Genomic DNA, 14,834 nt, shown 5'->3' with positions numbered 1-14,834 from the left:
GTTCACGCCAACCCATAAAATCCCCGACGGGGATTTCAGCACCCAGATAACCTATCACGCCGCAGAGCGCATCAAATGGAGCGCTTTCAGCGCGACAAAAATGGCCCAGCTTTGCCGGGTCATTTTTAACGAACAATAAAAGAGCACCGGAATTTCGATTCCGGTGCTCTTTTATTGCAATAGCCCTTACAGGCAAAGCCTGTCAAGGGCGTCTCTCGAATTGAAGGGCCTTGGCCCTTCAATTCGAAGACGAAAGTCTTAGCATACGCCCTGAGCGAGCATAGCGTCAGCGATCTTCTCGAAGCCGCCGATGTTAGCGCCCATAACAAGGTTGTCCTTGTGGCCGTACTTCTCAGCTGCAGTGATGCAGGTGTGGAAGATGTTAACCATGATGTCGTGCAGACGCTGGTCAACTTCCTCGAAGGTCCAGGACAGACGCAGGGAGTTCTGGCTCATTTCCAGACCGGAGGTAGCTACGCCGCCTGCGTTAGCAGCCTTTGCCGGGCCGAAGAATACGCCGGCTGCCTGGAATGCTGCAACAGCCTCCGGGGTGGACGGCATGTTAGCGCCCTCAGCTACAAACTTGCAGCCGTTGGCGATCAGAGCCTTGGCGTTCTCCTCGTTCAGCTCGTTCTGGGTTGCGCACGGCAGAGCGATGTCGCACTTTACGCCCCACGGACGCTGACCCTCGGTGTAGGTGCTGCCTGCAACGCGCTCAGCATACTCCTTGATGCGGCCGCGCTTAACTTCCTTGATGTCCTTAACAACATCCAGATTGATGCCGTTCGGATCGTAGATGAAGCCGTTGGAGTCGGACATGGTAACAACCTTAGCACCCAGCTGGGTAGCCTTCTCGCAGGCATAGATCGCTACGTTGCCGGAACCGGAGATTGCAACGGTCTTGCCCTCGAACGAAGTGCCCTTGTATGCGAGCATTTCCTTCATGTAGTAGCACAGGCCGTAGCCGGTTGCCTGCGTGCGTGCCAGAGAACCGCCGTAGGACAGACCCTTACCGGTCAGCACGCCGGTGTACTCGTTGCGCAGACGCTTGTACTGGCCGAACATGAAGCCAATCTCACGGCCGCCAACACCGATATCGCCTGCCGGAACGTCGGTGAACTGACCGATGTGCTTGGAAAGCTCGGTCATGAAGGACTGGCAGAAACGCATGATCTCAGCATCGGACTTGCCCTTCGGGTCGAAGTCGGAGCCGCCCTTGCCGCCGCCCATCGGCAGAGTGGTCAGGCTGTTCTTGAAGCACTGCTCAAAGCCGAGGAACTTGATAACGGATGCGTTAACAGAGGGGTGCAGACGCAGACCGCCCTTGTAGGGGCCGATTGCGGAGTTGAACTGTACACGGAAGCCGCGGTTAACCTGAACCTTGCCCTGATCGTCAACCCACGGTACACGGAACATGAACATGCGCTCCGGCTCTACGATGCGCTCCATGATGCCGTTCTTCTCAAGCTCCGGACGAGCTTCAACAACCGGCTCAAGGCTCTCGAGAACCTCGTAAACTGCCTGCTGGAACTCCGGCTCATTCGGGTTGCGCTTCTGTACGGTTTCGTACACGCCCTGCAGATAAGAATTGGTAAGTGCCATTTTTATTGTCCTCCTTACATTCTATACCACTCGCTTAACTTTCGTAAGTAATCCGAGTGGAATGCTCTTATATTTGGTGACGGTTTTATTATATAGCAATTTTTTTGTATATGCAATACTTTAGCGTGATAAAATTATACAGTTTTTTAGGCTGAAAAACCTATGGATATCGGCAATCTGACTTGATATAATAAAGTAAAAGAAGGAGGCAACAGCCATGGCAAACAGCTTTGACCGTATATATGCAGTGGTGAAGAAAATTCCGCGCGGAACGGTGGCCAGCTACGGGCAGGTCGCGCTGCTCGCGGGCAACCCGAGATGGGCGCGCGTCGTCGGCTATGCACTGCATGCCAATCCCGATCCAGAGGGTATTCCATGCTACCGCGTGGTAACGAAAGACGGACGAACGTCACCGGCGTTTGCGTTCGGCGGCGCGGATATCCAGCGCGCACTGCTCGAAGCGGACGGCATCGAGTTCACCGAGGACGGCCGCGTGGATATGACGAAATACGGCTGGACAGGATTAGGGTAACACCGCACAATTAAACTGCGGCGCTTTACGGAAATTTTGTGCTCTGACGTCGTTGTGCTTTCACGGTAATACACAAAGTATTACCGCAAAATCACGCCTAGTCAGACCGCAAAATTTACTCGTAAATCGCTCTTGTTCAATTATGTGGTATTACCCTGACTTGACAAATCCGGTCGTGCGGTGCTATGCTTGCGCCAAAGGAGTGACACGCATGATCGACATCGAAAAGCTGACCGCGCTCGCCATCGCATACGACGCAGGCGACGCAAAACGGATTCAGCACTTTATAAAGGTATACGCATATAGCCGCCTGCTCGGGCGCAGGGAAGGTCTGGATGAGCATACGCAGAATGTACTGGAAGCCGCAGCCGTTCTGCACGATATCGGCATCCACGAAGCCGAACGGAAGCACGGCTCGAACGGCGGGCATTGGCAGGAGATGGAAGGTCCGGCGGTCGCGGCACCCATGCTGCGGCAGTGCGGCGCGGATGAGCAGGAAAGCGAGCGCGTGCAGTGGCTCATCGCGCATCACCATACCTATACCGCCGGAGAGGAAAAAGATTTTCGTATTCTGCTCGAAGCGGATTTCCTCGTCAACGCCTACGAGGACGGCATGACGGCAGAGCAGTGTAAAACCGCGAAAGACCGCGTGTTCCGAACCGAAACCGGTAAGCAGTATCTTGAAGAAATGTTTCTCAAACCGGCATATCAGGCGAAATAGTGGAAAATGGAGAATGAACCAGATGGTTTTTCATTCTCCGTTTTTTCATTTTATTGGTGCAAATCAGAGAGAAACGGCGGGGTGAGGGCACCCCGCCCTACGGATATGATATGTAAATAGTACAAATGAATGGAATTCGTAGATGTTGGGCGCAATAACGTGTAACCGAGTTGCGCGGCACTGTCATGCCGCGCCTGCGTAGAGTAGCCGGTATGTGTAGTAGAAAGGTATCTAGCATTGCGTAGAGGTAAAGTAATGGACGCGCAATGCGCGCCCCTACAAAGGGATAACCCGACTGCCGTTCTTCTTTTCGCAGCGGTCGCCGCTCTCCGATTTTCGCCGTGCTATGTTTAGGAAACGGGTGATTCACAAGAGGGTAGAAACCTTGGTGTCTACCCTCTTGTGCCCCTGCCGGGTAGGCAAGATTCCTCTCGCTTCTCAAGCGACCACTTCCCGAAATGTGAACATTTCGTGAAACTCGTTGACATTGCCGAATGACGGTGTATAATATGTTAGCAAGCTAACAGTAAGGAGGCTAACAATGGATTGTTGCGACCATAATGCATGCTGCGGTCACTCGAACGACCGCATCGGTGCAGAAATCGGCATGCTGCATAATCTGCTTCGGCGGCAGATGGCGTGTATGACCGAAAAGACTGCGAATGCAGCGAATGTGACCGGCATGCAGGCGATGATCGTCCATCACCTGATCATACACGAAAAACAGGGCGATATATTTCAGAAGGATCTGGAAAACGCGTTCCAGATGCGCCGCTCGACCGCAACGGGCATACTGCAGCTGATGGAGCAGCACGGCATTATCCGCCGTGAGCCGGTGGAGCATGACGGCCGCCTGAAACGTCTGGTGCTGACCGAGCAGGCGCGTGCAATGGATGAATACATTACTGAGCGCATGAAGCAGATGGAACAGCTTCTGCGGCAGGGCATCACCAAGGACGAGCTGAAGGGCTGGTTTGCGGTCTGTGAAAAAATCCGCTCCAATCTGGAGCAGTACCAATGCAATATGTGCAGGGAGGGACAGAAATAATGATAAAACGACTGCTGAAAAGTGTGCGTGAGTTCAAAAAGGACGCACTGCTCACGCCGTTTTTCGTTGTGCTTGAGGTCGTGATGGAGGTCATCATTCCGATGGTTATGGCGCTGCTGATCGACAAGGGCATTGACGGGCAGGATATGGCCGCCATTTGGAAATACGGCATCATCCTTGTGCTGTGCGCCATGCTCGCGCTGGTGTTCGGCGCGGCGGCCGGCACCTTTGCGGCGAGAGCCTCAACCGGCTTTGCCCGCAATCTGCGTCACGATATGTACTACAATGTGCAGAATTTCTCGTTTTCCAACATTGATAAGTTCTCCACCGGTTCGATCGTCACCCGTCTGACCACCGATGTTACCAACGTACAGAACGCCTTTCAGATGTGCACGCGCATCGCGGTGCGCTGCCCGGTCATGCTGGTCTTTGCGCTGTTCATGGCGATGAAGATCAACAGCAGGATGGCGCTCGTATTCCTCGCGGTGCTGCCGATTCTGGCAATCGGCATGGGCATCCTGATGAAGGTTGTCGGTCCGGTCTTTGAGCGCGCATTCAAGATCTACGACCGCATGAACACGGTCGTACAGGAAAATGTGCGCGGCATCCGCGTTGTTAAGACCTATGTGCGTGAGGACCACGAGACTGAAAAGTTCGAGGGCGTTTCCGGCATGCTGTACCGCACGTTTTCCAAGGCGCAGAAGACCATGGCAGGCGTTATGCCGCTGATGCAGTTCTGCATGTACGCGTGCATGCTGCTCATTTCGTGGTTCGGCGCGCGTCTGATCGTCGGCGGCTCGATGACCACCGGCGAGCTGACCGGCATGTTCTCCTACGCGATGCAGATCCTGATGAGCCTGATGATGGTAGCGATGGTTTTCGTTATGATTACCATGGCCAAGGCAAGTGCAGAGCGTGTTGCCGAAATCCTCGATGAGCAGCCCGACCTGCACAATCCCGCAAACCCGATTCACGAGGTCAAGGACGGCGCGATCGAGTTCGATGACGTTTCCTTCAGCTACAAGGGCGATGAGCGCAAGCTGGCGCTCAAAAACGTCAGCCTGCATATCAAGGCCGGTCAGACCGTCGGCATTCTCGGCGGCACCGGTTCTGCGAAGTCTACGCTCGTGCAGCTGATTCCGCGCCTGTACGATACCACGCACGGCACGGTCAAGGTCGGCGGCGTGGATGTCCGCGATTACGATATCGAGGCGCTGCGCGATCAGGTGGCCATGGTGCTCCAGAAGAACGTGCTGTTCTCCGGCACCATCAAGGAAAACCTTCGCTGGGGTGACGAAAACGCCTCGGATGCGGAGCTCGAGCGCGTGTGCAGACTGGCACAGGCGGATGAATTCATCCAGCAGATGCCGGATCAGTACGATACCCACATTGAGCAGGGCGGCTCGAACGTATCCGGCGGTCAGAAGCAGCGACTCTGCATTGCGCGTGCGCTGCTGAAAAAGCCGAAGATCCTCATTCTTGATGACTCGACCAGTGCGGTAGATACCAAGACGGATGCGCTCATCCGCAAGGCATTCGCGGAGGAGATCCCGGACACGACCAAGATTATCATTGCACAGCGCGTTTCCTCCGTGCAGGATGCGGATCAGATCGTCATTCTCGACGGCGGCACCGTGCAGGCTGTCGGCACGCACGATGAGCTGCTCGCCGCCAACACGATCTATCAGGAAATCTACAATCAGCAGAACAGAAAGGGCGGCGAGGAATAATGGCAAGACCTCAGATGCGCGGACCCGGCGGCCGCAGAGGCATGATGGGCGGAAAGCGCAGCAAAAATCCGAAAAAGACGCTCGGACGTCTTATGAAATACATTCAGAGGGGTTACGGCGTACAGTTTGTGGTTGTACTCATCTGCATTCTTCTGTCGGCTGTGGCAAACGTGGCAGGCTCCATGTTCCTCAAAAGCCTGATCGACGACTATATTTCTCCGCTGCTGCTGCAGGCATCTCCGGTGTTTACCGGCCTGCTGCATGCGCTGATGAGCATGGCGGTGATCTATCTCATCGGCATTGCGACTACGTTTGTCTACAACTGGCTGATGGTCAGCATTTCGCAGGGCGTGCTCAAAAAGGTGCGCGACGAGATGTTCGCGCACATGCAGAAGCTGCCGATTCGTTACTTCGATACGCATACCCACGGCGATCTGATGAGCCATTTCACCAACGATACCGATACGCTGCAGCAGATGCTCAGCCAGTCCGTGCCGCAGATGTTTTCCTCGGCGATGACCATTATCTCGGTGTTCATCGGCATGCTGGTGACGAATGTATGGCTGACGCTGTTCGTACTGCTCGGCGTGTGCGTCATGCTCAAGGTGGTAAAGAAGCTGGGCGGTCAGTCCGCGAAGTACTTCCTCGAGCAGCAGAAGTCGCTCGGCAGGGTCAACGGCTATATCGAGGAAATGATCAACGGTCAGAAGGTCATCAAGGTGTTCTGCCACGAGGAAAAGTGCAAGGAGCAGTTCGATGCGCTCAACGATGAGTTGCGCGAGAACGCTGCGAGCGCGAATACCTTCGCAAACATCCTCATGCCGATCATGATGAACATCGGCAACCTGCTGTACGTTCTGGTGGCGGTTGTCGGCGGTGCGCTGGCGCTGTCCGGCGTGGTCGGAAACAGCATCACCATCGGCGTTATCGCGTCCTTCCTGCAGCTGACCAAGTCGTTCACCCAGCCGGTAACGCAGATTTCGCAGCAGTTCAACTCCATCGTTATGGCGCTTGCCGGTGCCGAGCGTATCTTTGAGCTGATGGACGAGGAGCCTGAGGTAGACAACGGCTACGTTACTCTCGTTAACGCCAAGTACGACAAGAACGGCGAACTCGTTGAAACCCCGGAAAAGACCAACATCTGGGCATGGAAGCACCCGCACGAGGACGGCACCACCACCTACACGCAGGTCCGCGGCGATGTCCGCTTCTTCGATGTGGATTTCGGTTATAACCCGGATAAGATCGTGCTGCACGACATCACGCTGTACGCCGAGCCCGGTCAGAAGGTCGCGTTCGTCGGTGCAACCGGTGCGGGCAAAACGACCATCACCAACCTGATCAACCGTTTCTACGACCTCGCGGACGGCAAGATCCGCTACGACGGCATCAATATCAATAAGATCAAAAAAGCCGATCTCCGTCGCTCGCTCGGCATCGTCCTGCAGGATACCAACCTGTTTACCGGCACCATCCGCGATAATATCCGCTACGGTCGCCTGGATGCGACCGACGAGGAAGTTGCGGCTGCGGCGCAGCTGGCTAACGCGGACGACTTCATCCGCCGACTGCCGGATGGCTACGATACCGTCATCGACGGCGACGGCGGCAGTCTGTCGCAAGGCCAGTGCCAGCTGCTTTCCATCGCGCGTGCGGCTGTTGCTGATCCGCCGGTTATGATCCTCGATGAGGCGACTAGCTCGATTGATACCCGCACGGAGTCCATCGTGCAGGCCGGCATGGACGGCCTCATGTACGGACGTACGGTGTTCGTTATCGCGCACCGCCTGTCCACGATTCAAAACGCAGACGTTATTATGGTGCTGCAGCTCGGTCATATCATCGAGCGCGGCAACCATGAGCAGCTGATCGCGGAACACGGCAAATATTATCAGCTCTATACCGGAGCGTTTGAGCTGGAGTAAGATAAAAGAACCCGAAACGAGAGTTTCGGGTTCTTTTTTGTGCAAAATTGAGAATTGAAAATGGAGAATTGCGCTATCCTTAGAAAAATTCTCTGCCGTACCCCTTTTCGCAGCGGTCGCCGGTCTCCGATTTGCGCCGAGTTATGCCAAGGGTGGAAACGGGAGTCACAAGAGGGTTGACACCACCGCAGGTGGTGTCTATCCTTTTGGCCCGCCGCACTAACGACAGCGCACATTCCAACACTTTATAAGCGCCGCTGTCTATCCTTTTGTTTCTGTGGCGAAACCGCCACTTTTACGCGCTCGAAAGTTGGAATATGCGCTTAACTTTTTTCAAAACGCAATTCCCGCTGTTATTTCCCGCCAAGCGGCACGTCTGCATTGGGATATACTGGGGAAACAGCAAGGGAGGCGTAACGAAATGGATAAACAAAGGGCAAGACGGTCCGCGTCGATACCGGTGCGGATCGGGCATGCAGCAGCATGGGCTGCCGGATTATGGAAACAGGAGCATTTGCGGACGCTCATCACAGGCGTACAGCGATTCGTGCTGTGTGCGGTGCTGGCACAGGGAACCATCCTTGGCGGGTACATGCCGTTCGGACTGGCGATGACGGCGGCCTTGATGGCTCGAGGAGCGGGACTTTCCGCGCTCGGCGGTCTGGTGTGTGGCGTCATGCTGCGCGGCGACGGATTCCACGGCGGCATTTACGCCGCGGCAGCGCTGCTGGTGCTGTGCGTGATGAGCGTGTGCGCCGGTCTGCGCGTGATGTCCGAGCGGTGGTTTGCACCCGGTGTAGCAACGTTTGCAAGCGCGGCGTGTACATTCGTGTTTCTGCCGCTCGGCGCAGAGCTGACCGCACCGGCGGTGCTGACATTCCTGCTCGTGCAGGGCATCACGTTTGGCGTGTGCTGGATGTACGGCGCGGCCTTTGCACCGCCGCGCGACGAAAACGACTGGCGCAGACCGGTAACGCTTTTGGTGCTGACCGCAACCGTGCTTTTATCGCTTTCGGGTATCAATCTGTTCGGCGTGTTCGCTCCCGCGAGAGCGGGCGCACTGCTGCTCGTGCTGGCGGCGGCGTATCTCGGCGGACCGGCGGCGGGCGCGGCAGCCGGTGTCGCGTTCGGCGCGGCAATGGATCTCAACATCGGCTACGGAGCCTTGTTCACCTGCTGCTATGGCCTGTGTGCGCTCGTTGCCGGACTGTTTCACGACAGCGGCCGCGGCTGGTTTTCGGTCTGTGCACTCGGCGGCGGACTGTGCGCGGCTATGCTCGGCGTGGAGCATCCGCTGTTCATTCCGCTGATTGCAGAGCTGTTCTGCGCGGTCCTCATGTTCGCAGCGCTGCCGCCCTTCGTGTGGGAGGCCATCCGGCGCAGCCTGCTGCCGGATACCCTGATGGGCGAAGCCGCGAGTCAGCGCGTGCGCAGACTCGCGGGCACCTGTGCGACCGAGGCGGCGCAGGCGTTCTACGAGCTGTACCTTGCTATGCTGCACGGCGTCAGCGAGGGCAAAGCCGCCGGAGACCGGAATATTCGGGCGGTATTCGACTACGCGAGCGATCATGTCTGCAAAAACTGCATGCTGTGTACGCAGTGCTGGCAGCGGGACTATGTGAGCACGCTGGCGGCGCTCAATGATGTGACCCAGCCGATGCTGCAGCGCGGGCGAGCGGAAATGAGCGATTTTCCCTATCATTTTGCGGCACGGTGTGCGCGTCTGCCCGAGCTGATGCGTGCCATCAACAGTGCGCTGTTTGCGCTGCGCGAGCGCGAAAGCCTTCGGCGGCAGCAGGAGGAAAACCAGAGTCTGCTTGCCAGGCAATACGCAGGCATTACGGATATTCTTCGGCAGCTTGGCGCGGAGGTCACGCAGGATGAAACGGCGCAGCCGCTGATGGAACGGCAGGTGCGCCGGTACGCAGCAGCGTTCGGATGGATCGACCGCGTGTGCGCGGTGCGGGATTCGCAGGGCAGGCTGACCGTTGAACTGTACGGCGAGGGCATTGACGACATCATGAAGCAGGGGGACGGCTTTTCAGCCGGTCTGTCGGCGCTGCTGGGCGTGACGCTGACCGCACCGGAGAAGAAAAAGGGCAGCCAGGGCATCCATGTTGAGATGCACGAGCGGGCGCCGTACCGTGCGGTGGTCGGCATTGGCCGTCAGCAGAAGGAGGGCGCGTCGGTCTCGGGCGACAACGCGTGCTACTTTCTCACCGACACCGGAACGGCGTGCCTGCTCCTGTCGGACGGCATGGGCTCGGGTGCCGCCGCGTCACGGGACAGCCGCATGCTCATCACCTCGCTCGAGCGGTTCCTGCGTGCAGGCATTTCGGTCGGAGACGCGCTGCACGCGGTCTCTCCGGCGCTGCGCCTGCGGTCAGACGGCATGCGCTTCACCACACTGGACGCATTCACGCTCGACCTGTTCAGCGGACGCGCGGAAAACCTCAAGTGCGGCGCCGCACCGACCTACATGCGGCTGAACGGCCGGTGGACCATTCTGCCGGGCACGGCGCTGCCCATCGGTCTGGCGGAGGAGGACGAGCTGGGCGATGCCGTGCCGCTGCAGATGAATGACGGCGATATCGTGGTTCTGCTCTCGGACGGCGTGACCGACGGCACGGACGATAAATGGGTGCGGCAGCTGCTCATCGCGCATGCAGGCGACAGCCCGAAGGAGATCGCGGCACAGCTTGTGAATGAGGCGAAAGGCCGCGGACACGATGATGACAGGACCGTAATGGTCATGAAAATTGAAAAGCTGGAATGAGACTGGTATAAAATCACGCAAGAGGGGAATGATGGGATAAAAACAGCAGGGAGGAATCCATATGGTACGAGGTGTCAGCCGCCGCGTCATTGTCGTCAAGCCGGAGCAGCCGGCGCTGTTTGAGCAGGCTATTTTCCTTGTGCGGGACTACAATGCGCCGCGCGGCGACATGGTGCGGGAGGCCTGCCGCATCGCAAACAGCTATCTGCCGCGCAGACGGCGGTCGAGAAGAAAGGCGGACGGTCTTTCTATGCTGGCCGGATTCTGCGCAGGCGCACTGCTCATCGGCACCATTTGGGCGCTGACGGCGCTCGTTTTGTAAACAGATTATAAAATGAGCGGCCGTTCCCTTGTACCCTCCGGTTTTGGTTGGTATACTATAATAAAATACAGACGAAGATGCGTATCTGCGTCTGCAACCTATCAAACGGAGGCGGCTATTATGACGGCCGAAACCTTTTTTCAGCTGTTCAACCAGTACGGACTGATTCTGGTCTGTGCCGTGGTTTTCTGCGAATATATGAACCTGCCCGGATTTCCGGCAGGCGTTATCATGCCGTGCGTCGGTGTGCTGATCGCCCGGAGCGAGCTGTCGCTGCCGCTGACGGTTTTTCTGAGCGTGGTCGCCGGTGTGCTCGGCAGTCTTGTCATCTACGCCGTGTGCTACTGGGGCGGCGAGCCGGTGATGGAGAAGCTGTTCGGCAGGAGCAAGAAATTCAAGTCCCTTGTGCGTAAATGTCATGAATTTATCGACGCACAGCATGGGCGGGGACTGGCGATCATCCGCGTGATCCCGTGTATCCGCACCATTGTTTCCATCCCGGCCGGACTGCTCCGGATGCCGGTAAAGTGGTTCGTCGGCTGGTCTGCGGCGGGCATTGCCGTGTGGAATACCGCGCTCATTTCGTTCGGGTATTTCTTCAGCGAGAAGATTCTCAGCATGGTAATGTAACCAAATATATCGACAGGGTAAATCCTCGGATTTGCCCTGTTTTTGCGTTTTTCGGTCGAAAAATGGGTGCATCCATTCTGTAAGTTGCATTTGCAGTCGCGTTATGATAAAATATACACCGTTATATAATATGTATAAGACGGAGGAACGATATGCAGATCGGCAACGTAACAATCAACGGAAAACTGGCGCTTGCACCGATGGCAGGCGTGACCGATCTTGCATTCCGCCATATCTGCCGGGAGCACGGCGCGGCGCTGACCGTGACCGAAATGGTCTCCGCAAAGGCGCTGTGCTATAAGGATAAGAAAACGCCTCGTCTGCTTGAACTTGGTGCGGACGAGCATCCGGCGGCTGCCCAGATCTTCGGTCACGAGCCGGACACGATGGCCGAAGGCGCGAAACTGGCGCTGGAGAAATCCGGCTGTGATATCATCGACATCAATATGGGCTGTCCGGCGCCGAAGATCGTGAACAACGGTGACGGCTCCGCGCTGATGAAGGATCCGGAGCTTGCGTCCAAGGTGATTGCAGCGGTCGTAAACGCGGTCGATGTGCCGGTAACGGTCAAGTTTCGCAAGGGCTGGGATGAAAAAAACGTCAACTGCGTGGAATTTGCAAAAATGGCTGAGCAGTCCGGCGCGGCAGCGATCACGCTGCACGGACGCACGCGCTCACAGCAATACAGCGGCACCGCCGACTGGGATGCGATTCGTGAAGTCAAGCAGGCGGTTTGCATTCCGGTGTTCGCCAACGGAGATGTGGCCGAACCCGAGGACGCGGTCCGCATTCTCGCGCACACCGGCGCGGACGGCGTGATGATCGGGCGAGGTTCGCTCGGTGATCCGTGGCTGTTCGAGCGGGCGAATGCACTGCTCGAGACCGGCATCTGTCCGGCGCTGCCGCCGTTCGCGGAGCGCATGGATACGGCTGTGCGGCAGATCGAGCTTGCCGCCGAGCAGAAGGGCGAGCATATCGCCATGCTCGAGGCACGCCGACACGTTAACTGCTATCTCAAGCGGGAAAGCGGTGTCAAGACGTTCAAGAACCGCATTTGCGCACTCACCAGGCTGAGTGACCTGTATGAAATCGCAGACGAACTGAAAGCCTTCGTTTCGGTGAAGGAGAATGTATAATAATAAGGTAAGAGAAAGGGAGGGGAGACGCAGTGGATGACAAGCATATTGTGGCGCAGGCGCGGCGCGGCGAGCTTTCCGCCTTTGAGGAGCTGGTAACGCGCTACGAAAAGCGCGTGTATGCCATCGCGCTGCGCTCGTCCGGCTCGCCGGAGGATGCCGCAGATATCACGCAGGAGGTTTTCCTTCGGGCATGGCGCTCGATGAAGGACTTCCGCGGGGACAGCGGCTTTGCGACCTGGCTGTTCCGCATCACGATGAACCAGTGCGTCGATTACGCGCGGCATAAGCAGAGTCAGCCGCCGACGCAGCCGCTCGTGCAGGGCGAGGAGGACGAGGAACGCGAACTGCCGATTCCGGACACCGCACCGACACCCGAGGAGCACCTGGAGAACAGTGAGCTGGGACGCGAGCTTGCCGCCGCGCTCGATGAGGTGAGCGACGAGCACCGCAGAATCGTCCTGCTGCGGGACGTTTCCGGCATGAGCTACACCGAGATCGCTGAGATACTCGAGGTCAGCGAAGGCACGGTAAAGTCGCGGCTGTCACGCGCACGCATCGCTTTACGCAAAATTTTACTCAAACGAGGGAACTTTTTTCATTTGCCTTCGTCTAAAGATATGGAAGGAGGCGAGGAGCATGAATGAGGAGGAATATTTTGAACAGCTTTGCTCGAACAGTGTGGACGGAACCCTGACCGATTCCGAAAAGCAAAAGCTGGAAGAGCATCTGGCAGAGTGCCCATCGTGCGCCGCGCTGAAAGAGGATCTGGAGCAGATGCACAGCATGCTGGCGGTGGACGAAACCGAGCCGCCTGCCGGACTGCATGACAGCATTATGGAACGTCTGCGGCAGGAGGAAACCGTTCGGGTGGTCGCGCCGCAAAAGCCGATGCGCCGTCTGCCGGTGTTCACGATGGTGGCCGCTGCGGCGGTTGTCGTGCTGGTCGTGCTCGGCGGCGGACTGATGCCCGCGTTCAGCACGGTGGGCCGCGGCAGCACGGCGGCAGCGGATTCCGCTTCGGCGGACGCAGGAGACTGCACGGCGGACGGCGGTATGCAGGATGAGATCGAGCAGTCCGTACGGGAGAGCGCCGATGCGTCGAGCGGCGGAGCATCGAATTCGAGCGCGCAGCAGAGCGGCACGGCTTCGCAGAGCACGAACGGCAGCGCATACAGCGGACAGAATGACACCGGCGAGGACTCTGCGGCGAATACGCAGAGCGATGCGGGCATCGATGCCGAGCAGTATGCAGACAGCGAGCGGTCGATCGCAGCGCCCGAGCCGATCATGGAGGAGCCGGTACAGGTGCAGACCAGTCCGGTGCTCACGCTGCCGCAAAGCCTGCACGGCGCACACACTGCGTACTGCTATGTGGCCGTCGGCGGCAGCAGCCTGCCGGATATCGATGGTGAGCTGCTCGCGCAGGAGAACGGCGTTTCGTGGTTCCGGCTGGACAACAGTATGGAGACGCTCGAAAAGACGCTGCAGACAGTAGAACAGGCGGGCTGCACGGTGACTGCCTATGATAAGGTCGATCTGACGATCGACAGCCATGCAGATTCGTGGATCTTGGCGGTTGTTACCGGTTGAGATTGGGCAAAACAGACCTGAAACGAGGGTTTTCAGGTCTGTTTTTGTGCATAACGCGAAAAATTCCGATTTCAACAAAAAATCGCTGAAAATTTTGTGCAAACACTTGACTTTTCTCCGAAAGTATTGTACTATGTATAAGAACTTGCAAGAGCAAGTTAAAACGCGATGATACCGGAGATTGCTGCTATGGGCAGGTAACTTCGGTGGAGTAGGTCCGACAATCGGGCGGTTGAGATAACTGCTATCAGCTGAATTCAGATATTCAGCAAAAACGCAATGTTCATGCGTAAATTCGGGACTCGCGGCGCGTGCGCCGTCAAGCCGATGGTTTGAACCACTTACGTTTCTTATCGTGACCGGATTGTTGCGCTGCGGAGTCAGTGCGCCCGGTTATTTTCATGCCCGTTGCGTGATACGCACGGCGGAGTTGCAGTTTCTCTCCGTAGCGAGTCAAAACATTATTTAATGTATGGCACACATACGAGGAGGAAATTCCACAATGGCAAACGCACAGAAGATTCGCATTCGCCTGAAGGCGTATGATCACGAGCTGATCGACCAGTCCGCAGAGAAGATCATCGAGACCGCTAAGCGCAACGGCGCTAAGGTTTCCGGCCCGATCCCGCTGCCGACCGAGAAGCAGATCGTTACCATCCTGCGTGCTGTTCACAAGTACAAGGATTCTCGTGAGCAGTTCGAGCGCCGCACCCACAAGCGCCTGATCGACATCATCAACCCGAATCAGGCTACCATCGAGGCTCTGACCACTCTCGACCTGCCGGCTGGCGTCGAGTTCGAGGTTAAGCTCTAATTTAA

13 protein-coding genes are annotated in these 14,834 nt (G+C 57.1%); 12 read left to right on the top strand and 1 reads right to left on the bottom strand.

The window, feature by feature from the left end:
- Window positions 1-258: 258 nt before the first annotated feature.
- A complete protein-coding gene (gdhA, locus tag ACWVX6_RS02685; protein WP_455152281.1) occupies window positions 259-1,602 on the bottom strand; it encodes an NADP-specific glutamate dehydrogenase in 1,344 nt (447 codons plus the stop codon).
- A gap of 217 nt (window positions 1,603-1,819) precedes the next feature.
- Between gdhA and ACWVX6_RS02680 the strand changes: the two genes are divergently transcribed.
- The 12 genes from ACWVX6_RS02680 to rpsJ all read left to right on the top strand — a co-directional run bounded on the left by ACWVX6_RS02680 (window position 1,820) and on the right by rpsJ (window position 14,829).
- Window positions 1,820-2,134 (top strand): MGMT family protein, encoded by a 315-nt coding sequence (locus tag ACWVX6_RS02680; protein WP_118478278.1) that lies wholly within the window; start codon window positions 1,820-1,822, stop codon window positions 2,132-2,134.
- A 211-nt stretch (window positions 2,135-2,345) separates the two neighbouring features.
- The gene (locus ACWVX6_RS02675) at window positions 2,346-2,855 is read left to right on the top strand and encodes an HD domain-containing protein (RefSeq protein ID WP_455152280.1); all 510 of its coding nucleotides are present in this window, start codon (window positions 2,346-2,348) and stop codon (window positions 2,853-2,855) included.
- Window positions 2,856-3,396: 541 nt separating this feature from the next.
- Window positions 3,397-3,903 (top strand): MarR family winged helix-turn-helix transcriptional regulator, encoded by a 507-nt coding sequence (locus ACWVX6_RS02670; RefSeq protein WP_455152279.1) that lies wholly within the window; start codon window positions 3,397-3,399, stop codon window positions 3,901-3,903.
- Window positions 3,903-5,633, top strand: coding sequence for an ABC transporter ATP-binding protein (locus ACWVX6_RS02665; protein ID WP_455152278.1), 1,731 nt, complete (start codon window positions 3,903-3,905; stop codon window positions 5,631-5,633). The genes ACWVX6_RS02670 and ACWVX6_RS02665 overlap by 1 nt, the downstream gene beginning before the upstream one ends.
- Window positions 5,633-7,558, top strand: a complete 1,926-nt coding sequence (locus tag ACWVX6_RS02660) for an ABC transporter ATP-binding protein (RefSeq protein ID WP_455152277.1) — start codon at window positions 5,633-5,635, stop codon at window positions 7,556-7,558. The genes ACWVX6_RS02665 and ACWVX6_RS02660 overlap by 1 nt, the downstream gene beginning before the upstream one ends.
- Before the next feature lie 421 nt (window positions 7,559-7,979).
- The gene (locus tag ACWVX6_RS02655) at window positions 7,980-10,334 is read left to right on the top strand and encodes a SpoIIE family protein phosphatase (RefSeq protein ID WP_227108899.1); all 2,355 of its coding nucleotides are present in this window, start codon (window positions 7,980-7,982) and stop codon (window positions 10,332-10,334) included.
- Between the two features lie 61 nt (window positions 10,335-10,395).
- The gene (locus ACWVX6_RS02650) at window positions 10,396-10,656 is read left to right on the top strand and encodes a hypothetical protein (protein WP_455152276.1); all 261 of its coding nucleotides are present in this window, start codon (window positions 10,396-10,398) and stop codon (window positions 10,654-10,656) included.
- A gap of 120 nt (window positions 10,657-10,776) precedes the next feature.
- Complete coding sequence (locus ACWVX6_RS02645) at window positions 10,777-11,286, top strand: DedA family protein (RefSeq protein ID WP_158576188.1); 510 nt, start codon at window positions 10,777-10,779, stop codon at window positions 11,284-11,286.
- A gap of 152 nt (window positions 11,287-11,438) precedes the next feature.
- Window positions 11,439-12,422, top strand: a complete 984-nt coding sequence (gene dusB, locus ACWVX6_RS02640; RefSeq protein WP_455152275.1) for a tRNA dihydrouridine synthase DusB — start codon at window positions 11,439-11,441, stop codon at window positions 12,420-12,422.
- A gap of 32 nt (window positions 12,423-12,454) precedes the next feature.
- Window positions 12,455-13,069, top strand: a complete 615-nt coding sequence (locus tag ACWVX6_RS02635) for an RNA polymerase sigma factor (protein WP_455152274.1) — start codon at window positions 12,455-12,457, stop codon at window positions 13,067-13,069.
- Entirely contained in the window at window positions 13,062-14,015 is a 954-nt protein-coding gene (locus ACWVX6_RS02630; RefSeq protein WP_455152273.1) for an anti-sigma factor family protein, read from the top strand. Before ACWVX6_RS02635 ends, ACWVX6_RS02630 begins: the two co-directional genes overlap by 8 nt.
- Before the next feature lie 502 nt (window positions 14,016-14,517).
- Window positions 14,518-14,829 carry a 30S ribosomal protein S10 gene (gene rpsJ / locus ACWVX6_RS02625; protein WP_054326972.1) on the top strand — a complete coding sequence of 104 codons (312 nt, stop codon included), beginning with the start codon at window positions 14,518-14,520 and terminating at the stop codon, window positions 14,827-14,829.
- The last annotated feature ends 5 nt before the right edge of the window (window positions 14,830-14,834 follow it).

The sequence above is a fragment of the Butyricicoccus sp. genome (assembly GCF_977037065.1).
Note: the sequence above shows the minus strand (reverse complement) of the source record. Positions and strands in the feature narration are given on the sequence as shown.

Excerpts from the sequence above, each read along its gene's own strand:
- gdhA (WP_455152281.1), bottom strand. The coding sequence starts at position 1,602 with ATGGCACTTACCAATTCTTATCTGCAGGGCGTGTACGAAACCGTACAG.
- ACWVX6_RS02680 (WP_118478278.1), top strand. The coding sequence starts at position 1,820 with ATGGCAAACAGCTTTGACCGTATATATGCAGTGGTGAAGAAAATTCCG.
- ACWVX6_RS02675 (WP_455152280.1), top strand. The coding sequence starts at position 2,346 with ATGATCGACATCGAAAAGCTGACCGCGCTCGCCATCGCATACGACGCA.
- ACWVX6_RS02670 (WP_455152279.1), top strand. The coding sequence starts at position 3,397 with ATGGATTGTTGCGACCATAATGCATGCTGCGGTCACTCGAACGACCGC.
- ACWVX6_RS02665 (WP_455152278.1), top strand. The coding sequence starts at position 3,903 with ATGATAAAACGACTGCTGAAAAGTGTGCGTGAGTTCAAAAAGGACGCA.
- ACWVX6_RS02660 (WP_455152277.1), top strand. The coding sequence starts at position 5,633 with ATGGCAAGACCTCAGATGCGCGGACCCGGCGGCCGCAGAGGCATGATG.
- ACWVX6_RS02655 (WP_227108899.1), top strand. The coding sequence starts at position 7,980 with ATGGATAAACAAAGGGCAAGACGGTCCGCGTCGATACCGGTGCGGATC.
- ACWVX6_RS02650 (WP_455152276.1), top strand. The coding sequence starts at position 10,396 with ATGGTACGAGGTGTCAGCCGCCGCGTCATTGTCGTCAAGCCGGAGCAG.
- ACWVX6_RS02645 (WP_158576188.1), top strand. The coding sequence starts at position 10,777 with ATGACGGCCGAAACCTTTTTTCAGCTGTTCAACCAGTACGGACTGATT.
- dusB (WP_455152275.1), top strand. The coding sequence starts at position 11,439 with ATGCAGATCGGCAACGTAACAATCAACGGAAAACTGGCGCTTGCACCG.
- ACWVX6_RS02630 (WP_455152273.1), top strand. The coding sequence starts at position 13,062 with ATGAATGAGGAGGAATATTTTGAACAGCTTTGCTCGAACAGTGTGGAC.
- rpsJ (WP_054326972.1), top strand. The coding sequence starts at position 14,518 with ATGGCAAACGCACAGAAGATTCGCATTCGCCTGAAGGCGTATGATCAC.